Source organism: Tolypothrix sp. FACHB-123, assembly GCF_014697075.1.
Taxonomy (GTDB): Bacteria; Cyanobacteriota; Cyanobacteriia; order Cyanobacteriales; family Nostocaceae; genus Aulosira.
Map to the genome: position 1 here is coordinate 283,200 of NZ_JACJRE010000001.1, position 22,942 is coordinate 306,141.

15 protein-coding genes are annotated in these 22,942 nt (G+C 41.1%); 12 read left to right on the forward strand and 3 right to left on the reverse strand.

Annotation, left to right across the window (positions count from 1 at the left end):
• The first annotated feature begins 8 nt into the window (after positions 1 to 8).
• A complete protein-coding gene (locus tag H6G41_RS01065) occupies positions 9 to 1,397 on the forward strand; it encodes a DUF2079 domain-containing protein (protein WP_374939402.1) in 1,389 nt (462 codons plus the stop codon).
• Here the strand turns inward: H6G41_RS01065 and H6G41_RS01070 are convergent.
• Together H6G41_RS01070 and H6G41_RS01075 are read right to left on the reverse strand one after the other, a co-directional pair.
• Positions 1,377 to 2,915 carry a glycosyltransferase family 39 protein gene (locus tag H6G41_RS01070; protein WP_190742786.1) on the reverse strand — a complete coding sequence of 513 codons (1,539 nt, stop codon included), beginning with the start codon at positions 2,913 to 2,915 and terminating at the stop codon, positions 1,377 to 1,379. The genes H6G41_RS01065 and H6G41_RS01070 overlap by 21 nt on opposite strands.
• Positions 2,916 to 2,917: 2 nt before the next feature.
• A complete protein-coding gene (locus tag H6G41_RS01075) occupies positions 2,918 to 5,353 on the reverse strand; it encodes a glycosyltransferase family 39 protein (protein ID WP_190742788.1) in 2,436 nt (811 codons plus the stop codon).
• A gap of 1,350 nt (positions 5,354 to 6,703) precedes the next feature.
• Here H6G41_RS01075 and H6G41_RS01080 point away from each other — a divergent pair.
• Positions 6,704 to 7,612 (forward strand): polysaccharide deacetylase family protein, encoded by a 909-nt coding sequence (locus H6G41_RS01080; protein WP_190742790.1) that lies wholly within the window; start codon positions 6,704 to 6,706, stop codon positions 7,610 to 7,612.
• A 332-nt stretch (positions 7,613 to 7,944) separates the two neighbouring features.
• Here the strand turns inward: H6G41_RS01080 and gltB are convergent, their stop codons facing one another.
• The gene (gltB, locus tag H6G41_RS01085) at positions 7,945 to 12,645 is read right to left on the reverse strand and encodes a glutamate synthase large subunit (protein WP_190742792.1); all 4,701 of its coding nucleotides are present in this window, start codon (positions 12,643 to 12,645) and stop codon (positions 7,945 to 7,947) included.
• A 727-nt stretch (positions 12,646 to 13,372) separates the two neighbouring features.
• On the opposite strand from gltB, the gene H6G41_RS01090 reads away from it, so the two are divergent.
• The 10 genes from H6G41_RS01090 to H6G41_RS01130 all read left to right on the forward strand — a co-directional run bounded on the left by H6G41_RS01090 (position 13,373) and on the right by H6G41_RS01130 (position 22,937).
• Positions 13,373 to 15,364, forward strand: a complete 1,992-nt coding sequence (locus tag H6G41_RS01090) for a phosphodiester glycosidase family protein (RefSeq protein ID WP_190742891.1) — start codon at positions 13,373 to 13,375, stop codon at positions 15,362 to 15,364.
• 281 nt (positions 15,365 to 15,645) lie between these two features.
• A complete protein-coding gene (locus tag H6G41_RS01095) occupies positions 15,646 to 16,074 on the forward strand; it encodes a phosphomannose isomerase type II C-terminal cupin domain (RefSeq protein WP_190540921.1) in 429 nt (142 codons plus the stop codon).
• Between the two features lie 47 nt (positions 16,075 to 16,121).
• Positions 16,122 to 16,250 carry a hypothetical protein gene (locus H6G41_RS35605; RefSeq protein WP_277877979.1) on the forward strand — a complete coding sequence of 43 codons (129 nt, stop codon included), beginning with the start codon at positions 16,122 to 16,124 and terminating at the stop codon, positions 16,248 to 16,250.
• A 41-nt stretch (positions 16,251 to 16,291) separates the two neighbouring features.
• Positions 16,292 to 16,624 (forward strand): iron-sulfur cluster assembly accessory protein, encoded by a 333-nt coding sequence (locus H6G41_RS01100; RefSeq protein ID WP_190742794.1) that lies wholly within the window; start codon positions 16,292 to 16,294, stop codon positions 16,622 to 16,624.
• 136 nt (positions 16,625 to 16,760) lie between these two features.
• A complete protein-coding gene (gene rpsL, locus H6G41_RS01105) occupies positions 16,761 to 17,144 on the forward strand; it encodes a 30S ribosomal protein S12 (protein ID WP_086687982.1) in 384 nt (127 codons plus the stop codon).
• A 380-nt stretch (positions 17,145 to 17,524) separates the two neighbouring features.
• Positions 17,525 to 17,995, forward strand: coding sequence for a 30S ribosomal protein S7 (gene rpsG, locus H6G41_RS01110; RefSeq protein ID WP_096645622.1), 471 nt, complete (start codon positions 17,525 to 17,527; stop codon positions 17,993 to 17,995).
• 138 nt (positions 17,996 to 18,133) lie between these two features.
• On the forward strand, positions 18,134 to 20,212 hold the full coding sequence (gene fusA, locus H6G41_RS01115; RefSeq protein WP_190742796.1) for an elongation factor G: 2,079 nt from the start codon (positions 18,134 to 18,136) through the stop codon (positions 20,210 to 20,212).
• 22 nt (positions 20,213 to 20,234) lie between these two features.
• Complete coding sequence (gene tuf / locus H6G41_RS01120) at positions 20,235 to 21,464, forward strand: elongation factor Tu (protein WP_190742797.1); 1,230 nt, start codon at positions 20,235 to 20,237, stop codon at positions 21,462 to 21,464.
• A 174-nt stretch (positions 21,465 to 21,638) separates the two neighbouring features.
• Positions 21,639 to 21,956 (forward strand): 30S ribosomal protein S10, encoded by a 318-nt coding sequence (gene rpsJ / locus H6G41_RS01125; RefSeq protein ID WP_010998474.1) that lies wholly within the window; start codon positions 21,639 to 21,641, stop codon positions 21,954 to 21,956.
• A gap of 330 nt (positions 21,957 to 22,286) precedes the next feature.
• Positions 22,287 to 22,937: an LON peptidase substrate-binding domain-containing protein gene (locus tag H6G41_RS01130; protein WP_190742798.1), complete on the forward strand. Its 651-nt coding sequence runs from the start codon at positions 22,287 to 22,289 to the stop codon at positions 22,935 to 22,937.
• The last annotated feature ends 5 nt before the right edge of the window (positions 22,938 to 22,942 follow it).

The window sequence follows — 22,942 nt, forward strand, 5'->3', positions numbered from 1 at the left end:
AAATTATAGTGGAAAAACTTTTCCAAAAATCTTATATTCTCGGTGCAATTCTTGGCATAAGCACCAGCATTTTATTTATCTCTAGCAGCCTGAGACATGAATTATTTAATTCATCGGGAGATTTAGCATTTTTCGATCAAGGAATTTACTTAATTAGTCAGGGAGAAACTCCCATTTCTTCAATTATCGGGTTTCATGCTTTAGCCGATCATGCTGCTTGGATTTTGTATCCCTTGGCGTTATTATACAAAATTTATTCTAGCGTTTATTGGCTATTTGCAGTCCAATCTTTTGCTTTGGCTTTAGGTGGTTTACCTACATATTTGCTAGCAATACAAGCAGGTTTAAAAAAAAGCCAAGCATTAGTAATGGTAGGTGTATATCTTCTCTACCCGGTAGTTTATAACAGTAATTTGTGTGATTTTCATCCAGATGTTATTGCTGTACCTGCACTTTTAACAGCAGTGTTAGTAGCAAGAAGTAGAAAAACAGCTTGGTTTATTTTCAGTATTGTTTTAGTGTTGGGTTGTAAAGCTGTATTATCCTTAACTGTAGTAGCGATGGGAATTTGGCTACTTTGGTTTGAACAGAGACGTTTTTATGGTGCGATCGCAATTTTTAGCGGTACAGCTTGGTTTATCATTGCCAATAATTTTATTATCCCCGTTTTTGGCACAGAAGCAGCATTACTCAACCGCCATCTTTACCGCTATTCCTATCTAGGAAACTCCTTTGCGGAGATGGTGCAAATTTTTCTATCTCACCCAGGAGTGATTATTAACAATATTTTTTCCGCTATTAATTTAGAATATTTATTTTTTTTATTCGCCCCTGTCTTATGGGGTTTAAGAGCAGAATCTATCCTACCCCTAATAGGCGCAATTCCCTGTATAGGATTGAATATTCTTGCCAATCACATATCACAAAAAAATCTGGTGCTGCATTACTCTTTACCAGCACTACCATTTTTAATTTTAGCTGTAATTGCCACCCTCGCCAACGGTAAAGCCTGGATTAAGCAAAACCGTACTATTATATTATGGTCTTTAATGGGATTTTTAGTTTTAGGTAAGTTTGGCTTCTTTACATCCAGATATCTCAAAAACTTGGATAATTGGCAAGCTACAAAAGATGCGATCGCTCTTGTCAAAACCCCAGATAGTGTATTTACTACAGATATAATTACCCCACATTTAACTCATAGAAAGTTAATTAGTTTTAAATATAATTCTCAAGATTTATATAAGTTCCATTATATTTTACTTAATCTACGTCACCCTGGCTGGGCTGCAAGCGCTACAGATTATCAAAATTTAGTTAATCAATTGCAAATTCAATCAAAATTTAAATTACAATATCAGCGCGATGATGTCTACTTATTTGTTCGTGCGAATTAGGATAAAGTTGGCAGATTTACCTATTACGTTACTCTCAGATATATTTATCTTTGGCAAAGTTACATCATCTAACAATAAATAAGATTTTTGCTCTACCATTTGTTGTAAAACTTGCAGATTCGCAGCAGTCACCTTACAATCGCTGTAAAAATCTAAACTGGGGCGACTATAAGCAAAAGAAGTATAAATTTGTGTTCCGGCTGGTACATTAGCCCGAATTAATGCGCCTACTGGCTTAACTGGAAAAGCTTCGTTTAACTCCCAAACCCAAGATTTTGAACTCACAAACAGCGCTAAAACTAAATACATTCCAGACAATAAAACTGGAATAAACTGACGGTTACGCTGTTTAATTAGCCATGCAGTTACACCCATACTAATTGCAAAAAAAATACTCATAACAATTAAAGTTGGCTGGGGTTCAGCAATAATAAAGTAAACGCAGCCTCCCAAGCCAACAACCGAGAGAAATGCAAAGAATACAGTCAGAAATTTACTTTTAAATTTATCTTGCTGCTGCCAAATATTGCTTAATTTTACTCCAATTGCTAAAGCTAAAAAGGGATATATAGGCATTACATACCAAGGTAGTTTAGTTCGCATCACAGAAATAATGCCTAAATAAACAATTGTCCCGATGAGAATTAAACTACCCCAAGTTGTCTGACGTTTTTGCCAACTTAAATATAAACCTCCAGGTAAGAATAATAGCCAAGGAAATCCATATTTAAGTATTTCAATTAAATAGTACCAAAAAGGGCCAGAATTACCTTCTACCGCTTGTCCTAGTCTATCTATAGCTTGGGCTTGAAAATGCACTTCTAAAAAGAAATTACCATAATGTTGCCATTGGAGAAAATACCAGGCGATCGCAGGTGCATTTCCTAATAACATTCCCAACCATAAGTAGGGGTTTTTCAATAAACTAAATTGTCTATTTACTAAAATAAATAATACCGCAATTCCGCCTAAAACTAAAACTAACAAGCCCTTAGTCAGAGTAATTAACCCTAAACAGAAACCTATTCCTAAAGCATACTTTTGATTATGACGCGCCTTTAATAGACAAAATAATAATAGAAGAAAAAACGAAATCGTCATCCCATCTAACATTGCCAATCTGCCATGACGCACCACTGGTAACATTGTCAGATAAACTAAAGCTGCAAATAAAGCTGGTAGGCTTTGTGGAAAAACTAAACGCCCTACTAAATAAAGTAAAGGTACTCCCAAAGCTGTTAATATAGCCCCAGGAAAGCGAGTAGTAAATTCTTGTACTCCTCCAATGTGGTAGCACAGTGCAATTAACCACTGCATCAAAGGTGGTTTTAATAAAAATGGTTCTCCATTAAGTGTGGGATACAACCAATTATCATTGCGGTAAATTTCTCTAGCGACGATTGCATAAGTACCTTCATCCCAATCTCTTAAGGGTAGATTACCTAAAAATATCAGCCACAAAACTAGAGAAGCCACTAGCAAGCTGATTAACCATTCTTTATCTGTGAATGGGCGCATATTTAAAAATTAATTATTGGTAAAAATTTCATAATATTTGTTACTGTTTTTAAAGTTTTTAGTTCCGGAATATTGGGGTTTAATTTTTCTGCGATCGCTAATTTTGGTTCCGCTTGTCTTGGTTGAAAATCATATAAATAAATAAAAGCTAAATACAGCCATACATAGGGATTTTTCGCATCATATTTAGTTAATTCTGTCAAATTTTCAATTAATTCTGGAACTTGGCGCTGTAAAAGTTCTGCCAACACTAGAGTATAACGCCAATTGAGGTTACTTGGTTCGTTTTGCAGACGATAATTAGCAGCTAATTCAATTTGTTTTAAATAATCTTGCGTAGGATCGTATTGATTGAAATTATCTATTTGCACAAATATATTATCTAGTTTCCCCTTTTGTAACTCTAATGCTAATTGTGACATGTGGGAAACTAAGTCTAATGCTGGTGCTTTGTCTATCTTCCCCTTATCTGTTACAGTTACAGTAGTTGCAGGAATATTTAAAGATGTAACCTTACCAGTTCTTCTATCTAAATATTGGGCAGAAAGTTGATATTCTCCTAATCCTAATTGTTGAGGAAGAAATGTCGAAATAGTCTCACTTACCTGAAAATTTTCTTGAGGATGACATTTAACGCCACAATATAAATTACCTAATCCAATAGCATGATCGTGATACCAAGACGATTTGTCATGCTGCCATTTTAAGAGTAATAAGCCATTTTGCAAATCATCCCATTCACCAGTTATTTGATAACTAACTGGGTTACTATGTCCGGCTACTAACTGATTATTACTGATTACTGGCTTTAAATTAATTCCCGAATTAACATTATTTACTTTCTCAACTACTACATCAGGATTTACTCGTCTATATAATCTTAATTTATCTCCACTTGGTAATACCCAATCAGCCTGTAATTTTAAATCAGGATCAGATTCTACTAAAGCTTTAAATTTGCGTTTAGTTTCTCCCCGTTCTCCTGGTTCATCTGGTTCATTATCTTTAGTTACATACCAAGGAAAGTACTTTAAATCTTGTTCTATTTGAGATAATTTCATCGTCACTTTCCTACCGTAGACACGAAAATCTGCTAAAGTGCCAAAATAATCTAAAGTAAACTCATTAACTTGCGGTGTAGACACTGGAATCACACCTAAAGTTGACATTAAATATGGATTAGTTTGATTAATCTTATCTATCAACTGCGCCAAAGGATATTTTGTACCCTCATCACTGGGTAAATGTTTTCCTCCCCATCCTTGAATTAGCGGTAAAGAAAATAAATTATTGACTAAAATGATAGCGCTTAAACCAATAGCTATAAATCTTACTCTATCAAAATGCTTACTATTAATTAAATTAAAACAGTAAGATAAAATTAAACTAATTATAGGAAATAAAGGTAAAATAAATCTCACATCTTTATTTGTCCCTAGGGAACAAATAATATAGCTACTTAACAAGAAAATCAGTAACCAATTTACGCCTGAACTATTCCATTTTTCTAGTACTCCCTCTCTAGAAAATTTATGTTTAATTAGGTAAACTAATAAAATTCCTATACTCACGAATAATATCGGAAAACCGACAGTTTCCGGTAAAATTTGGGGATACACTAACCATCCCGCAATAGTAGTAGATGGTGGATCGCCTTCCGCTTTACCAACATTGTTAGCATTGATTGCAGAGGTAATAATCGTTAACCAATTTAAACTGTACCAAGAACCACAAATTAACCAAGCTACAATTAAAGATAAACATGTTTGTAATAGCTTAATATATTTACGTTTTCGGACAAAGTTAATGAATGTTAAAATCCCAGGAATTAAAAGAAAAATAAACCCTGTCGGTTTCGCCAGCATTATTAGCCCAATACCTAACCCAAAACCCAAGGTTAATATCCACGATTTCAAACCGCGATCGCTATCTTTCCAAATCGTTAATATTGTAAAAGTCAATGTAACAATTGCTGTTAAACCATAATCTAATAAATAATCTGTCCGCATAATTCCCAAAATGGGAAATAATAAGCAGAATATGCTGGCTGTAATACCTATTTTTGTACTGTTAAATAAATATTTAGCTAAATGATATACCGATATAATAATGACTGCGCTATATATTAAATTAACTAAACTTGCTTGATCGTAGCCCTTACCAAATAAGAAAAAAAACGGTACTGTACAGATATAGACAAAAGGTGCGCGGTAACTTGGTGTTAACTGCCATAGCGATAACCACCAATCTCTTGAGAAAATATGGAAATTGTGAAAAATACGAAAATGATGTAATGCTGTAGTTAAATGAGCGCTTTGATCGTAGGAAGGAATTGAGTCATCTAAAAAAAACCATAATCTATCTATAATTAATCCGATCGACCAAATTATTACTAGTATTAAATAATCTTTGCTCATGCGTGAATTTGAATAATTCATATTTATCTATGCAGCTAATATTAAAACCTAAAAAAACTTGTGAAATTACCATCGAAACCGACAATACGGTATAAATCCTAATTACTCCACTAGAGGATTAATTCTCTTGATATTCTTCATAGAGGTAATTTTATTACGTAGCTCGCTAAATAATGCAGCTTCCCAAAAGTTCCTCATCATCTATCACCAAATTACTGAGTGCTGAATTAAACTCTTTATTATTGAGTAGCTAGTTCATCTCTTTGCTTCTCTTGAGTGCGTCAATCAGCTACCCTACTCAACTCACAAAACTCTTACCCTATCTGGTTTTTTGACCTTGGCGAAAAGTCTGATAACAGACTTCCTCAGAACAAAACTTTAGTTCTATATTTTTCTGCCTGAATAGAATTTATATTTGATTTTTTTTGAAATGTGCTATAATAGCAGCCAAATTCAACAATTAAATCTCAGTAAATATGCGGTTAAAAAAGTATTTGATTTATTAAACTAGACACTGGCTAATTAACCTTGTTTAAGGTAAAAAATATTTAGTGTGATTATAGATAGCTCCAATAATTGTTTGCTATTGCAACCAACTCAATAATGACTTAATAATTTAAGTCATATTAAGGTATTATTACCAACCTGTAGAAATCGGATGCCAAAAAATTTTTGTGGCTCAACAAGTAAAGAGTAGCTAAGTTAACTACTCAATTAGCTTGATCGATGAGAAACTATATTTTAGTAAATATAGTCTCTTTATTCTATGGAAGGTAAGGTTAATAGTCTACAAGTTGAAAATTTAACTTTTTCTTAAAAAAGAAAAATTGGCTGTCAACAGTACAATATACCTTGTCACCTAATAAAACTGAATAATTAGTTAAATGTTTTTTGGTTAGATATTCCTTAATAAGCTAATTCAGTAGCTTAATTTTTGAATAGATTTAGGAGATTGACAAGCCCAAGCCTGCATGGGTTAGTTGTTTCGCCATTTATCAACTAATAAGCAAGAGGTCTAAGCAAATTTAGTAATGTTACTAACATAGTTGAGGTAAGGTGCGGTAAATCACCTGATTTTACTGTGTCCTAATTTTGCCTATTTAATTAGTATCCATGCCATGCGAATTTTTATAGATTACTGAGTTGACACGATTACTTAATATCGTGTAAGCATCAGTTTTTATGAAATCAGAGAATCCGGATTTCATTGTAATTTTTTACATATATGACTAATTACGAAATTTCTGTTAATCTTGATTAAATTTTTCAAGAATAGCAGTAGTTATTACTGTAACTAAGTGTGTAAAAAGATATGTTATAACGTATCGCTAGGTACGTATTTGATGGTTCGACCCTTGAAGGAGCTATGAAGTGGAAAATCATAAGTCGTTTTTTTGGCCGCAAGGATTATTAATTGCACTAGTTGCCTTAGTTAGTAGTTTTAGTCTTGGTTTGATGATGCTTGTCAAACCTAATACCTCAGAAGCACAGAGTCAGCAAAGTATAAATGAAATCACTACATCTGCTAAAGCTGGGACTCAGGCGCGGATTGAAGGTTTAAAATCAACGATGCTGACAAGTTGGCAACAACAAGCCCAGGCTAAGGGTTTTGCTTATGCTGTACCACAAAGTTTTCTCGGCGCAACCATTGAATCAGCGAAACTCAGTCCAGATAGAAAAGTCATTGCGCTAACTTTTGATGATGGCCCTTGGCCAGAAAGCACTGCACAGGTGCTAGATATTTTAAAGAAGAATGATATCAAAGGGACATTTTTTGTAGTTGGGCAGAACGTCAAAAATTTTCCCGATTTAACAAAGCGAGTGGTAGCTGAGGGTCACACAATCGCGAACCATACTTGGCATCACTGGTATCATCACATGAATCCCCAAACAGCGGCTTATGAAATTGAGAATACCACTAGCTTAATTTATCAACTTACAGGGGTGAAAACCAACTTATTTCGCCCACCAGGAGGCAATATGCGCAATGGTGTGGCAGCTTACGCCAGAAATAGCAAATACGCTATTATCATGTGGTCTTCTGACTCTAAAGATTACTCGCGCCCCTCTGTACCAAACTTAATCAATAATGTTTTTAGAACCGCTAAACCTGGTGGAATTGTACTCTTACATGATGGTGGTGGTAATCGTTCCCAAACCGTAGCAGCCTTACCAACTATAATTGAAAACTTCCGCAAAGAAGGCTACAGCTTTGTCACTGTTCCAGAACTCTTAGAAATGCAAGAGAAAGAACAAAAAATAGCAGCAAATAAAAAGTAATTTGTCATTTGTCATTGGTTACAATCTCTTGACCTTATTTAGCTGATTACAACTTTCATTAATTCTCTGCGTACCTCTGCGCTTACCTTTGCGTACCTTTGCGTTTAAATTTCAACCGTCAATCAGCCGTTGAGTTACTATTTGATTTTGAAATAATTATCTTAGGGTGAAAATAATCTGTAGTTAATTCTGCAAACCAAATAAAACCCTAGAGATTTTTCCCAAATCTGCATAAATCCAAAATAAAAAATCAAGGGACACAGATAAATTTAATTACCTGTGTCCCTTTTTAATGTAGCCAGAAACTTAGTCCTGACTACAAACTCAATCTCCTAAACTGCACTCAATTGTTTAATTTGAGGATTAGCTTCTGGGCTATCAGCCTCAGAAGGTGGTACTAATTGCCAGAATTTAGGTAAGTATTCTTGCCAATTTTGCAGAATTAATTTTGCTTTAGGCGAACCAGTGCGATCGCCATGTGTTTGAATTAATTCTTTGAGCTGTTTCTCACCCGCTTCGGTGCTAACTCGTTGAATCTTGACAATATCCTTGTTCACCAATTCAGGGAAAGAACCATCTTCATCTAAGAAGTAAGCTAATCCCCCTGTCATCCCCGCAGCAACGTTGCGTCCAACTTTACCGAGGACGACAATTACACCACCTGTCATGTATTCACAGCAGTGATCCCCTGCGCCTTCAATGACGGCGACACCTTTGGAGTTACGCACAGCAAACCGTTCTCCGGCTAAACCGTTGGCGAATAACACGCCACCAGTAGCACCATAGAGGCAGGTATTGCCAACGATGACGTTTTGTGCTGGGTCATAGCTAGCATTAGCTGGGGGTTTGATGATGATTTCACCACCATGCATCCCTTTACCTACATAGTCGTTGGCTTCGCCTTCGAGACGGAGAATTATTCCCGGAAGGTTGAAAGCGCCAAAACTTTGCCCGACACTACCTTGGAAGTTGAGATGAATTTGTCCTGCGAAGCCGCTATCACCGTATTTAGAAGCGATCGCGCCGGATAATCTCGCGCCGACGGTTCTATCGGTGTTGACGATTTTCACGGTTTTGGAGATGGTCGATTGATGACGAATCGCCGCTAAAATGTCTGGATCGGCGAGTAATTCATCATCGATCACTGCACCGTTGCTGTGAACTTCTTCATGCACCAACCAGTTACGATTTTCTTTGGTATCTGGTAACTGAAGCAAGCAGTTGAGATTGATTGATTCGGTTTTGGTGAGTTTGATGTCTTCGCGCATTTTCAATAAATCTGCGCGTCCAACTACTTCCGAGAGAGAACGATAGCCTAGCTTCGCCAACAGACTGCGTACTTCTTCCGCGATAAAGTAGAAGAAATTCACAACATGTTCTGGCATACCAGAGAAGCGCTTGCGGAGTTCTTCTTTTTGGGAAGCAACACCCACAGGACAGTTATTGGTATGGCAGATCCGCGCCATAATACAGCCTTCCGCAATCATGGCGATGGAACCGAAACCAAATTCTTCGCCGCCCATCAAGGCACCGATTAGCACATCCCAGCCACTCTTGATACCGCCATCAACACGCAGAATTACGCGATCGCGCAAACTGTTCTCCATGAGTACGCGATGGACTTCGCTTAATCCGAGTTCCCACGGTGAACCAGCGTGTTTAATCGAACTCAGAGGTGAAGCACCTGTACCGCCATCATGACCGGAAATTTGGATGATATCGGCGTTAGCTTTAGCTACACCTGCGGCGATGGTACCAATACCAATTTCTGCGACTAACTTCACAGATACTTGTGCTCTGGGGTTAATTTGATGCAGGTCAAAAATTAACTGGGCGAGGTCTTCAATGGAGTAGATATCATGGTGCGGTGGTGGGGAAATTAAGGTAACACCGGGTTTGGAACGCCGCAACATGGCGATATAAGGACTTACCTTTGGCCCTGGTAATTGTCCGCCTTCCCCTGGTTTTGCACCTTGAGCAATTTTAATTTCAATTTGCTGGGCGCTGGCTAGGTAACCGGGTGTCACACCAAAGCGTCCCGATGCAACTTGTTTAATCGCACTAGAAGCTGTGTCACCATTCTTTAATCCCTTGAGGTGGGGAAGGGTGGGAGAATGACCGGATTCATCCACATCATCCAACACGTTATAACGAACCGGATCTTCGCCACCTTCGCCGGAGTTGGATTTACCACCGATGCGATTCATGGCGATCGCTAAAGTTTCGTGGGCTTCTCTAGACAACGCACCTAAAGACATTCCCCCAGTACAGAAGCGTTTAACAATATCGCTAACTGACTCGACTTCTTCTAAAGGAATGGATGGGCGATCGCTTTGGAAGTCTAACAAGTCGCGCAAAGCGGTGACTGGTCGATTTTGCAGGTGTTGTTTGTAAACTTCGTAATGGTCGTATTGCTTCCCATCTACAGCTTTATGCAATGCTTTGGCGAGTTCGGGGCTGTTCATGTGGTATTCGCCGCCACGACGATACTGCACAAAGCCTAAGTTTTCTAACTTCTTGGTTGTCAGTTCGGGGAACGCTTTGTGATGGAAGGAGAGAATTTCCTGCGCCAATTCACCCACACTCAAACCACCGATGCGGGAAGCTGTACCTTTGAATCCGAGTGCTAATAAATCGCCACCAATACCGATGGCTTCAAAGATTTGGGCTGCTTGATAGCTGGACAGCAGAGAAATTCCCATTTTCGAGAGAATTTTCAGTAATCCAGATTCTACAGCTTTGCGATAATTGGCGATCGCTTGTTCTAAGGTAATCGTCGCAATTTGACCTCTGGTCATAAACTGCTGTGTCTTCGGATCTGACCACCAATCGCGGACGGTATCTAAAGCCATGTAAGGACAAACAGCCGCTGCACCATAGCCAATCAAACAACCAAAGTGATGGGTACTCCAACATTGGGCTGTATCGACAATCAGCGAGGCTTTCATCCGCAAGCCTTGACTGATCAGGTGATGGTGAACTGCACCTATTGCCAACAGTGGGGGAATATAGCTGTATTCTGTGCCTAAAGGTGAGCGATCGCTCAATATCAAAATCTTTGCACCCGCCCGCACTGATTCTGCCGCTTTGGCTTGTAATGACTCTACGGCTGTTTTTAAGCCTTCTGGCCCGGAAGCAATTTCAAATAATGTTGACAATTCCGCCGTTGCAAAGCCGGAAAGTTTAATCGCCGCTAATTCTTTTTCTGTGAGTACAGGCGAATCGAGTTTGATTCTTTTCGCATATTCTGGCTTGACTTCTAATAAGTTACCCCGTTCGCCCAGTTCCACCTTGAGAGACATCACTAGCTTTTCTCTTAAGGGGTCAATCGCCGGGTTAGTTACCTGCGCAAAGCGCTGTTTGAAATAGTCATACAGCAAGTGGGGTTTTTCTGACAACACCGCCAGAGGAATATCATCACCCATACAGAAGGTGGGTTCAGAACCTTGCATCGCCATTGGCTGAATCACCATTTCCACATCTTCTGTGGTGTAGCCAAAGGCTACTTGATGTTGCAGCAAGGTTTGTCTATCTATTGTCTTTTCTGGGGCGATGTGTCCGTTGTTATTAGGGAGATGCCCATTCCCATTGCTGCTCGCCACACCATTCCCATTGCCATTACTGGTTGCTGAATGACCTATTACCAATGATTTGAGGTCTTGACGGTGCTGTTGCAACCATTCCCCATAGGGGTGCTGCTTGGCAATTCGTTGTTTAATTTCCCAATTTTTTAGCACTTCGTTGGTAGTCAAATCCACGGCAATCATTTGCCCCGGGCCGAGTCTACCTTTTTCTACGATGTTTGCTTCTGGGAGATCTACTACACCCGCTTCGGAAGCGACAACAATGTAATCGTCTTTGGTAATGACGTAACGCGCAGGTCTTAAACCGTTACGATCTAAGGTTGCGCCTACTTTTTGCCCGTCACTAAATACCAATAGTGCCGGGCCATCCCACGCTTCTTGCAAACCACTGTAATATTCGTAAAAATCGGTAATTTCCGGATAATCCTTTAAAGAAGGCTGATTTTGATAAGCTTCAGGAACTAGCATCATCAAGCCTTCTAAGGGGCTGCGTCCCGATCGCACTAAGAGTTCGAGGACGTTATCTAGGGTAGCTGAGTCGCTGTTGTTAATGTGAACTAAGGGCTTGAATTCTTCAATGCGATCACCCCAGACTGGATGGGCTAAAGTCGCTTCTCGCGCCATCATCCAGTTAATATTGCCTAGCAAAGTATTAATTTCGCCATTATGACCCAACAACCGCATCGGTTGAGCTAAAGGCCACTTGGGCATGGTATTGGTGCTAAAGCGGCGGTGATAAACAGCAAAAGCACTTTTATAAGCAGGATTTTTTAAATCTAGATAAAACTCTCCCAATACCGCCGAACGCACCATCCCTTTATAAACAATTGTGCGACTCGACAAGGAGCATATATAAAAGTCTTCAGAAACACTTTTGGCTACTTTAAAAATCCGCCGCCGGGTAATATAAAGCGCCCTTTCTAGTTCTTCACCGCTTGTCTGTGCTGATAAAAAGACTTGTTCAATTTGCGGTTGATTTTCTTTTGCTTGTATCCCTAAAGTTTCTGGCTGTACGGGGACTACTCGCCAGCCCAATACAGTTAATTTTTCTTCAGCCGCAATTTTTTCCACCATTACCCGCGATTGTTGGGCTGCTTGGGGGTCTTGCGGTAAGAAAATCATCCCCACCGCTAAATTGCTGGTAGAGTTAGATTCTGTCCCCTTGGGGATATAGTCTTGGAACAACTCCCAAGGTATCGCAGTCAATATCCCTGCACCATCCCCTGAATCTTGATCAGCACTACAACCACCCCGGTGTTCTAAGCAAGTCAAAGCTGTTAAAGCTTTGGTCACAATTTCGTGGCTGGCAGAATTTTGGCGATGGGCAATAAACCCCACACCACAAGCATCTCGTTCCTCAACTAACCACCTTTGTCCTTGGTAATTACCCTGTGAGTCAGTATCTGAAAATGTCATATTCTGCACTTGCTTCCTTGGTTGATTATTCATAGACTGTTCCTGAAATCCTGAGTTACGAATTTTGCTGCTGCTTGTGAGAAAAACTTCTCAACCTCGAGCAATGGGGGAAAAATATCAACGCCGAAATTTGAGGAAAAAAATTAACTTCGGTTCTATATTTAGGTTTACCCGTGTTAAAATATTCGCGTTATTTTTATGTGTTTACGCTGAGTTAGCTAAATTACTTTTACCCTATTAGCTTTATATTTATATCGTGAAGCTAAGTGTTTTCTCAATTCTTTTCCAGATGACAGTGATTTTTCAGGTAAAGGTAGTTATCACCAACCTGATCTTAAAGTTGCCAAAATTACCTGAATAAGGTCAGAAACTTCAGCCTATTACACTATATGCCCATTTGACACTTCCTAAATATTGCTCTTGGTATCAAAAATTTTTGTTGATTCTTATTGATTGCCACTGGCGTCACTACTAGCTATACCTCACTCAAGTATTAGCAGTAGCAAACATCGGTGAGGGGTGAATAATTTAATCCAGCATTAGTTACCAAGACTACCATCTTGGGCTGCTGAAAGTGCCAGTTAAAACACTGAGTTGCAGTAGTTTTATGAAGAAACGCTTGTTTATGCTCATAAGAGACAACAAGCCATCATATATACTATCACGTTTATTTAAAACTCAGATCGTTATTGTTTAATAATTCTGCATCATAAGTGAACCTATATCTTGGGTGACCACTTTCCAAAGTATCTCGTAAATGATGTTAAAAATGCCGAATTGCGATCGCAAAAAATACAGTAATGCTATTGTCAAGCAGAGCGATAGCAGATGGTTTCTGACTTATATCTCACCTGTAGTTGTTACGGCACTGTGTTTATATACTACCAGTCTTACCAGGGCCCAACAGTTACCTACAAGCAATATCCCTGCACCCACTGTAAAACCAGAGGCGTCTACAGTTCCCTCAAATCGGGGCATTATCTATGGTAATCAAATTTCCCTCAATGGTCGGACTGTTGCAGGGGCTTGGCTACAGCGTCCTGTAAATGCAGATCAACCGACAATTCACATCAGTGACGGCGCACTCCGACAATTAATCGGGGTGGACTTATTAAATACTAACAATCCTGCCCAACAACCAATAGAGTGGTTTTCACCCAATAGTACACCAACATCTTTAAGTGCTTGGCTGCAAAGAGGATATCGCTATTTAGATATTACAAATTTAGCGCAGACAGCAGGATGGCAAATCCAAGCCAATGGCAACATTTTAGTAATTTCTACTCCAACTGCAAAAGTCAGAGAAATTTCACAAAATCAAGAAAGTTTTGGCGATCGTTTGACTGTAAATCTAGACCGTCCCACACCTTGGCAAGTTAGGCAAGAGTTACCTGTCAAAAGCCCCCAAGATCCAGATACGCCAACTGCTAAACCTGCTAAAATTCCCAATCGCATCTGGAAAGTCACCATCGATGGGATAGCCGATCCGGCTTTGATACAACTGTATAGTCCCCTACCGCCAACACCATTACCAGCGCCAGTACCAAATCTGCTCAAACAGTTATTACCTGCACCAGAAGCATTAATCAAGCAAGTGGAGGTAGTCAACAATCAAACAGTTATTAGTTTGAGCATTCCTTTTGGGATGTCACCCAGAATTACTACTGTCGCTAATCCCAATCGCCTGATTATTGATGTACGACCGGATGCATTAGTAGCAAAAGATATTACCTGGGCTAGGGGATTACGCTGGCGACAGCAGATAGTCAATTTAGGTAAAGAACGCTTCCCAGTTGTTTGGCTAGAAATTAATCCCCGCGCCTTTGGGTTAACATTAAAACCGATTCACAGCAATCCCAATGCAGTAGAGGGAACTTCTCCCTTAATGCAAATAGCACCGAGATATTCAGCCGCAGCCGCCATTAATGCTGGTTACTTTAACCGCAATAATCGCTTACCTTTAGGTGCAATTCGCCAAAATGGGCAATGGATATCCGGGCCGATCTTAAACCGAGGCGCGATCGCTTGGAACAATTCAGGACAATTTTACTTCGATCGCCTGACCTTACAAGAAACTTTAACTGCATCGAATAATTTGCGTTCGCCAATTCTCTTTCTCAACAGCGCCTATATTCAAAGTGGTATAGCCCGTTACACCAGCCTTTGGGGACAATCTTACACCCCCCTTTCAGATAACGAAATCATCTTGACAGTCCAAAAAGAGCAAGTTATCACTCAATTACCGGGTGGTAAAGCTGGGCAAACAAGCTTTCCTATTCCCCCTGATGGCTACCTGCTTGTTTTGAGAGGTAACGCTGTCAATACTGCTGCCCAATTACCTCTAGGTACCACGATAAACATTACTAGCACCACAATTTCTAGTGATTTTAGTCGTTATCCCAACATCATTGGTGCAGGGCCGCTACTCATCAAAAATCGTCAAATTGTTCTTGATGGTAAAGCCGAAAGATTTAGCGATGCCTTTATTGCGGAAAAAGCTATTCGCAGTGGTATCTGTACCAATAGCACAGGTCAATTGATGATTACAGCCACACACAACCGTGCAGGCGGCCCCGGCCCAACTTTAGCGGAACATGCTCAACTAATGCAACTTCTAGGTTGTGTAGATGCTCTCAATTTGGACGGTGGTAGTTCCACCAGTCTTTACCTAGGAGGGCAATTGCTTGACCGTTCCCCCAATACTGCTGCCCGTGTCCACAACGGCATTGGTATTTTCTTGGAACAAAAGTAAGGAATTGGGCATGGGGCATTGGGCATTGGAAACAATTTTGGATTTTGGATTTTAGATTTTAGATTAAAATCCAAAATCGCAAATCTAAAATCTAAAATTCATTGTCCTCCTTGTCCCCCCTCTGCCTACCCAACACATTTCCAGCACTATATTTTTCTCTTTGTTATGGTAGGCAAGGTACGACTCAATTCTTGATGTTCGCAACTACACGGTAACACCAGAGTTCTCATCAATGGTTCTTAGAGTACAGACGGTTTTTAATGTCTTTCAATGAGGTTACTATGGTTCAAATTTCCGAAACAACACAAACTAACACTCTCCCCTTACCTTCATCTGTGACTTCCAGAGGCGTTGCAGCTACAGAATTACGCCCTTGGGGTTCTTTCACAGTGTTGGAAGAAGGACGAGGATATAAAATTAAACGCATTGAAGTTAAGCCAGGACACCGCCTCAGCCTGCAAATGCACCATCACCGCAGCGAACACTGGATTGTTGTTTGTGGTACAGCTAGGGTATTGTGCGGCGATCGCGAAATTTTATTAACTAACAATCAATCTACCTATGTACCTCAATGTACAGCCCACCGTCTAGAGAACCCTGGTGTCATTCCCTTGGTTTTAATCGAAGTTCAAAATGGTGAATACTTGGGTGAAGACGACATCATCCGCTATCAAGATGATTACGCCCGCACTGGCGAGCCAAGCCGTTAAATTGTCCTAATTTAGCAATCTTTCACCTTATCCCACCTGTTTATCGGGTGGGATTTTGCATTAAGGATTCGGTAGGTAATATTGATTTTTCTCCCCAATGCCCAATGCCCAATGCCCAATGCCCAATGCCCAATGCCCCATGCCCAATGCCCAATGCCCAATGCCCCATTCTGTAATACTCTAAAGATCGGGTTTAAAATGTCTAAGAATAAACTCTATGATTCAATTGAGTCCCGCAGCTGCAAATGAAATCTTTAGGTTAAAGTTAAAGCAGCCACAAAATGTTTTATTTCGATTAACAATTAAACCTGGTGGTTGTTCTGGCTGGTTTTACGATCTGTCTTTTGATGAAACTGTTAAAGTTGGCGATCGCACTTTTGACTTGAATGGTATTCCTTCAGTGATCGATGCCGAGAGTTTAAAATATATTAATGGTTTAACCGTTGATTATTCAGAAGATCTCATGGGTGGGGGCTTTCGCTTCCAAAATCCCCAAGCGATCGCCATTTGTGGATGTGGCAATTCTTTCGAGCTGAATCCAGAATATTGAGTCAACCATCAATAATCTAGAACATTCACAGACTCAAAAATCCCCGAAAAATACTAATTGACATGAAATCCTGAAAAAAGTTATAATTAGGATTTGTTAAAACTTAGACCCTAAGCAGCTTCACGCGCTGTAACTCATGCCAACTATACAGCAGCTCATACGTAATGAACGCGAAAAAGCGCGTCAGAAAACCAAGTCTCCTGCTCTGAAACAATGCCCCCAACGCCGGGGTGTATGTACCAGAGTATACACGACTACTCCTAAAAAGCCTAACTCAGCCCTCCGGAAAGTGGCAAGAGTCAGGTTGACTTCTGGATTTGAAGTAACAGCTTACATTCCAGGTATCGGTCACAACCTCCAAGAACACTCTGTTGTGATGATTCGTGGTGGTCGGGTTAAGGATCTCCCTGGTGTGAGATACCATATTATCCGTGGCACCTTAGATACAGCCGGGGTCAAAGACCGCAAGCAAGGACGTTCCAAGTATGGAACCAAGCGTCCCAAAGAAGCGAAAAAATAGGAACTAGACGATTAATCGAATTAAATTACGATTAATCGTCTGGCCTAAAAGGACGCACCGAACAAAAAAGGGCATTCGCCGCAGCATTAGTTATACTTCTTTTGTCTGTGTCAACAAATCAAGTTTTTCACTAAGCGAGCAAGTGTAGGAACTTTTGACCAGAATCGTAGAAAGTGACAGCAACGCTTTAATCTAGATATTAAGGTTTATGAATGTTGTCGCCTTGTTTATCTGAAGTCAGGTAACAAGTGAATTAGGTTGACCTGGCTGCATCTGTAAAAGAAAAATTCAGGAAGTTTGAGCGGCGGTTCGTACCGCTTTTAGTTTCCGGTGTCTGATAGCATATAATTTCGTTGCCAAAACCGAATTAAGGGTGAAGTATGTCTCGTCGTGGTGTTAGTCAAAGGCGCCCAGTTCCGCCTGACTCAGTTTATAATAGCCGCCTGGTTAGCATGATAATGCGGCGCATAATGCGTCATGGAAAAAAATCACTAGCGGCACGCATCGTTTATGATGCGATGAAAACAATTGAAGAACGCACTGGTAATCCAGCGTTAGAAACCTTTGAAAGAGCAGTGCGTAACGCAACTCCTTTAGTAGAAGTCAAAGCTCGCCGAGTTGGTGGAGCTACCTATCAAGTACCAATGGAAGTGCGTTCAGAACGGGGTACTACCCTAGCACTACGTTGGCTGGTACAATTTTCTCGTTCTCGACCCGGACGCACAATGGCTGGCAAGTTGGCCAATGAGTTAATGGATGCAGCCAACGAAACTGGAAATGCTATTCGTAAGCGGGAAGAAACACACCGCATGGCAGAAGCCAACAAAGCCTTTGCTCACTATCGTTACTAAATCCAAAAGCGGTATATCGTGATATCTGGTAACGATATATCGCGGGGTTCAAAAAAAGACGGTTTTCCGTAAAAGTATAGAATCTTAACAAAGAGTAATATACAAGATATCATGAGGCAAAAACTATAGGAGGCTACTGTGGCACGCACGATCCCGCTAGAGAGAGTACGCAATATCGGCATTGCGGCGCATATAGATGCGGGCAAGACAACAACAACAGAGAGAATATTGTTTTACTCTGGGATAATTCATAAAATTGGCGAAGTCCATGAAGGAACCGCCGTTACCGACTGGATGGAGCAAGAGAGGGAAAGAGGTATTACCATCACCGCTGCTGCGATCAGTACCAGTTGGAAAGATCATCAAATAAACATTATCGATACTCCAGGTCACGTTGACTTCACTATCGAAGTTGAACGCTCCATGCGTGTGTTGGATGGTGTAATCGCCGTGTTCTGTTCTGTAGGTGGTGTTCAACCCCAATCAGAGACAGTATGGCGACAAGCAGACCGCTATAAAGTGCCGCGCATAGCCTTTATCAACAAGATGGATCGTACAGGCGCGAACTTCTACAGAGTTCACGAGCAAATGCGCGATCGCTTGCGAGCTAATGCCATAGCCATTCAACTACCAATTGGTAGTGAAACCGAATTTAAAGGCATCGTTGACCTGGTACGGATGCGTGCCTATATTTACAACAACGATCAGGGAACAGATATTCAGGAAACTGAAATTCCCGCCGAATTGCAAGAGCAAGCTGCAGAATACCGCACCAAACTCATCGAAGCAGTATCAGAAACCGATGATGATTTGATGACTAAGTACTTCGAGGGTGAAGAACTTACAGAAGCGGAAATTCAGACTGCTCTGCGCAAAGGAACCATCGCGGGTTCAATTGTACCAGTGCTTTGCGGTTCAGCATTCAAAAATAAAGGCGTACAGCTGATGTTGGATGCGGTTGTAGATTATCTACCAGCACCAATTGATGTCCCCGCAATTCAAGGTACATTGCCTAACGGTGATACTGTTGAACGTCGGGCTGATGATAACGAACCTTTATCAGCTTTAGCATTCAAGATTATGGCTGACCCATATGGTCGCCTAACCTTTGTGCGCGTTTATTCTGGTGTTCTCAAGAAAGGCAGCTACATTCTCAACGCGACCAAGAATAAGAAAGAACGGATCTCACGCCTAGTTATTTTGAAAGCGGATGAACGACAAGATGTCGAAGAAATGCGGGCTGGAGATCTAGGTGCAGCGTTGGGTTTGAAAGATACTTTAACAGGTGACACGATTACTGATGAAGGAGCGCCAGTAATTCTGGAATCTTTATTCATCCCTGAGCCTGTAATCTCGGTGGCGGTTGAACCCAAAACCAAGAATGACATGGATAAATTATCCAAGGCACTGCAATCGCTCTCAGAAGAAGACCCGACCTTCCGCGTCCACGTCGATCCTGAAACCAACCAAACAGTGATTGCAGGGATGGGAGAGCTACACCTGGAAATTCTGGTAGACCGGATGTTACGTGAATTTAAAGTGGAAGCAAACGTGGGTGCGCCCCAAGTTGCTTACCGCGAAACAATTCGTAAAGCAGTCTCCAAAATCGAAGGTAAATTTATCCGCCAAAGTGGTGGTAAGGGTCAATATGGTCACGTTGTGATCGATTTGGAACCAGGTGAACCAGGAAGCGGCTTTGAATTTGTTTCTAAGATTGTGGGTGGTGTTGTACCAAAAGAGTACATTGGCCCCGCAGAACAAGGAATGAAAGAATGCTGCGAATCAGGGATTTTAGCTGGCTATCCACTCATTGATGTGAAGGCAACATTGGTAGATGGCTCTTACCATGATGTAGACTCTTCAGAAATGGCTTTCAAAATCGCCGGATCTATGGCGTTGAAAGAAGCAGTAACCAAAGCTGCACCCGTCCTTTTAGAGCCTATGATGAAAGTCGAAGTCGAAGTTCCAGAGAACTTCCTGGGCGATGTCATGGGTGACCTCAATTCTCGTCGGGGACAAATTGAGGGTATGGGATCTGAGCAAGGTCTTGCTAAAGTGACTGCTAAAGTCCCATTGGCAGAAATGTTTGGCTACGCCACCGATATCCGGTCTAAAACCCAGGGTCGGGGCATCTTCTCAATGGAGTTTAGCCACTACGAAGAAGTGCCTCGCAACGTGGCTGAGGCAATCATCGCTAAAAGCAAAGGGAACGCTTAATTAAAAAAGGAAACGAGCATTCATGGCACGCGCAAAGTTTGAAAGGAATAAACCCCACGTTAACATCGGTACTGTTGGCCACGTTGACCACGGTAAAACAACATTAACAGCAGCTATCACCATGACCTTGGCAGCTATGGGCCAAGCTGTAGCTAAAGGCTACGACCAAATCGACAACGCACCAGAAGAAAAGGCGCGGGGTATTACCATAAATACCGCTCACGTTGAGTATGAAACCGCCAATCGCCACTATGCTCACGTAGACTGTCCCGGACACGCTGACTACGTGAAAAACATGATCACTGGTGCGGCGCAAATGGATGGAGCAATTCTGGTAGTAGCTGCTACTGATGGCCCTATGCCTCAAACCCGCGAACACATCCTGCTAGCTAAGCAGGTAGGTGTACCCAGCCTGGTTGTCTTCTTGAACAAAGAAGACATGATGGACGACCCAGAATTACTAGAGTTGGTGGAATTAGAACTCAGAGAATTGCTGAGCAGCTATGAATTTGATGGTGACAATATTCCCATTATCAAGGGTTCAGGTCTCAAAGCTCTAGAAAAAATGACTGCTAGCCCCAAAACTCAACGGGGTGAAGATGAATGGGTAGATAAAATCTACCAACTGATGGACGCAGTAGATTCCTACATTCCCACTCCTGAGCGTGATATAGACAAACCCTTCTTGATGGCGGTAGAAGACGTATTCTCCATCACAGGTCGTGGTACAGTTGCTACCGGACGGATTGAACGCGGTAAAGTTAAGGTCGGTGATGTTGTTGAGTTAGTGGGTATTAGAGACACCCGTAATACCACCGTAACCGGGATCGAGATGTTCAAGAAGAGTCTCGAAGAAGGTATGGCTGGGGATAACGCAGGTGTACTCCTACGTGGTATCCAAAAGGCAGATATTGAACGCGGTATGGTGCTAGCTAAACCCGGTTCAATTACACCTCACACTCAATTTGAAGGTGAAGTCTACGTTCTTAAAGAATCTGAAGGTGGTCGGAAAACTCCTTTTTTCCCTGGCTACCGTCCCCAGTTCTATGTACGGACAACTGATGTAACCGGCACCATCACAGCTTTTACCTCTGATGAAGGCGGCGCGGCAGAAATGGTCATGCCAGGCGATCGCATCAAAATGACTGTAGAATTGATCAACCCAATCGCGATTGAGCAAGGGATGCGCTTTGCAATTCGTGAAGGTGGTCGTACCATCGGTGCTGGTGTTGTTTCTAAGATTCTCAAATAACAACACCTTTGTAGCTCTCATTAACAAGGAGCAGAGATAGCACAATCATTCTCTGCTCCTTTCTCTTCCCTTTGTTGAAAGGATTGGCAATTGGGAATGGAAATTTATTTTCCCAGTCCCCAGTCTCCAGTTCTTTCTAATAACTCATACTAACCAGAACCTAGAAAACTAAAGATGGCAACTCTACAGCAGCAGAAAATTAGAATCCGCTTACAAGCTTTCGATCGTCGCTTATTGGATACATCTTGCGAGAAGATTGTAGACACCGCTAACCGTACCAACGCCACAGCTATTGGGCCCATTCCTTTACCGACAAAACGTAAGATCTATTGTGTATTGCGATCGCCTCACGTAGATAAAGATTCCCGAGAACATTTTGAAACTCGCACCCATCGCCGGATCATTGATATCTATCAACCTTCTTCTAAAACTATTGATGCGCTGATGAAGTTGGATTTACCATCAGGTGTAGATATCGAAGTAAAGCTATAAAGTCAAAAGTCTATAGTTAAAAGTTCATAGTCAAGCGCCATTAACCTTGACCAATGACCATTGACAAAGCCCATAGTTTGATCTGAGATTTCCTCCGCTCAGACGGCAGTTCCTTTAAGCGGGGGAACCCCACCAACGGACTGCCTCAACTTTGTAAGAATGACCATTGACCATTGACCCTTGACTGTTGTATTAAGATTGACATTGCCCTGAAGTAATCTACCTCAGGGCTTTTTAATTAGCATTCAAAACAAATGATAGAATATAGACAAATTACGGGAGAAGCAGAGTACTTTAAATCTTAGAGATTAACTTTATACCAAAGTAATTATGACATCCTCATCTAGAATTGCAGTTCGCGAACTACCTGTGTTCCCGTTGCCTGATGTAGTTCTTTTTCCCAGCAGACCATTACCTCTGCATATATTTGAATTTCGCTACCGAATCATGATGAACACGATTCTCGAAAGCGATCGCAGGTTTGGTGTTTTAATGGTCGATCCAGTCAAAGGTACCATTGCTAATGTTGGTTGCTGTGCAGAAATTATTCATTATCAGCGACTGCCAGATGACCGGATGAAGATGTTAACTTTAGGTCAGCAAAGATTCCGTGTTTTAGAATATGTTCGCGAAAAACCTTACCGCGTAGCTTTAGTTGAGTGGATTGAAGACCAAGCACCAACTAAGGATTTGCGGCCTTTAGCATCTGAAGTTGAACAACTGCTGCGTGATGTTGTGCGTCTTTCGGCGAAGTTAACAGAACAAAATATTGAATTACCAGAAGATGTCCCCGATTTACCCACAGAATTATCCTATTGGGTAGCCAGTAACCTTTATGGTGTAGCCTCGGAGCAGCAATCACTACTAGAAATGCGAGATACTGTTGCTCGTCTAAAACGGGAATCAGAAATCTTGACTTCTACCAGAAATCACTTAGCAGCACGTACTGTGCTCAAAGACACATTTAACCAAAAGTTATAGGTTAA

Excerpts from the sequence above, each read along its gene's own strand:
- tuf (WP_190742797.1), top strand. The coding sequence starts at position 20,235 with ATGGCACGCGCAAAGTTTGAAAGGAATAAACCCCACGTTAACATCGGT.
- H6G41_RS01095 (WP_190540921.1), top strand. The coding sequence starts at position 15,646 with ATGGTTCAAATTTCCGAAACAACACAAACTAACACTCTCCCCTTACCT.
- H6G41_RS01130 (WP_190742798.1), top strand. The coding sequence starts at position 22,287 with ATGACATCCTCATCTAGAATTGCAGTTCGCGAACTACCTGTGTTCCCG.
- rpsL (WP_086687982.1), top strand. The coding sequence starts at position 16,761 with ATGCCAACTATACAGCAGCTCATACGTAATGAACGCGAAAAAGCGCGT.
- H6G41_RS01090 (WP_190742891.1), top strand. The coding sequence starts at position 13,373 with ATGTTAAAAATGCCGAATTGCGATCGCAAAAAATACAGTAATGCTATT.
- rpsJ (WP_010998474.1), top strand. The coding sequence starts at position 21,639 with ATGGCAACTCTACAGCAGCAGAAAATTAGAATCCGCTTACAAGCTTTC.
- gltB (WP_190742792.1), bottom strand. The coding sequence starts at position 12,645 with ATGAATAATCAACCAAGGAAGCAAGTGCAGAATATGACATTTTCAGAT.
- H6G41_RS01100 (WP_190742794.1), top strand. The coding sequence starts at position 16,292 with ATGATTCAATTGAGTCCCGCAGCTGCAAATGAAATCTTTAGGTTAAAG.
- rpsG (WP_096645622.1), top strand. The coding sequence starts at position 17,525 with ATGTCTCGTCGTGGTGTTAGTCAAAGGCGCCCAGTTCCGCCTGACTCA.
- H6G41_RS01070 (WP_190742786.1), bottom strand. The coding sequence starts at position 2,915 with ATGCGCCCATTCACAGATAAAGAATGGTTAATCAGCTTGCTAGTGGCT.
- H6G41_RS01075 (WP_190742788.1), bottom strand. The coding sequence starts at position 5,353 with ATGAATTATTCAAATTCACGCATGAGCAAAGATTATTTAATACTAGTA.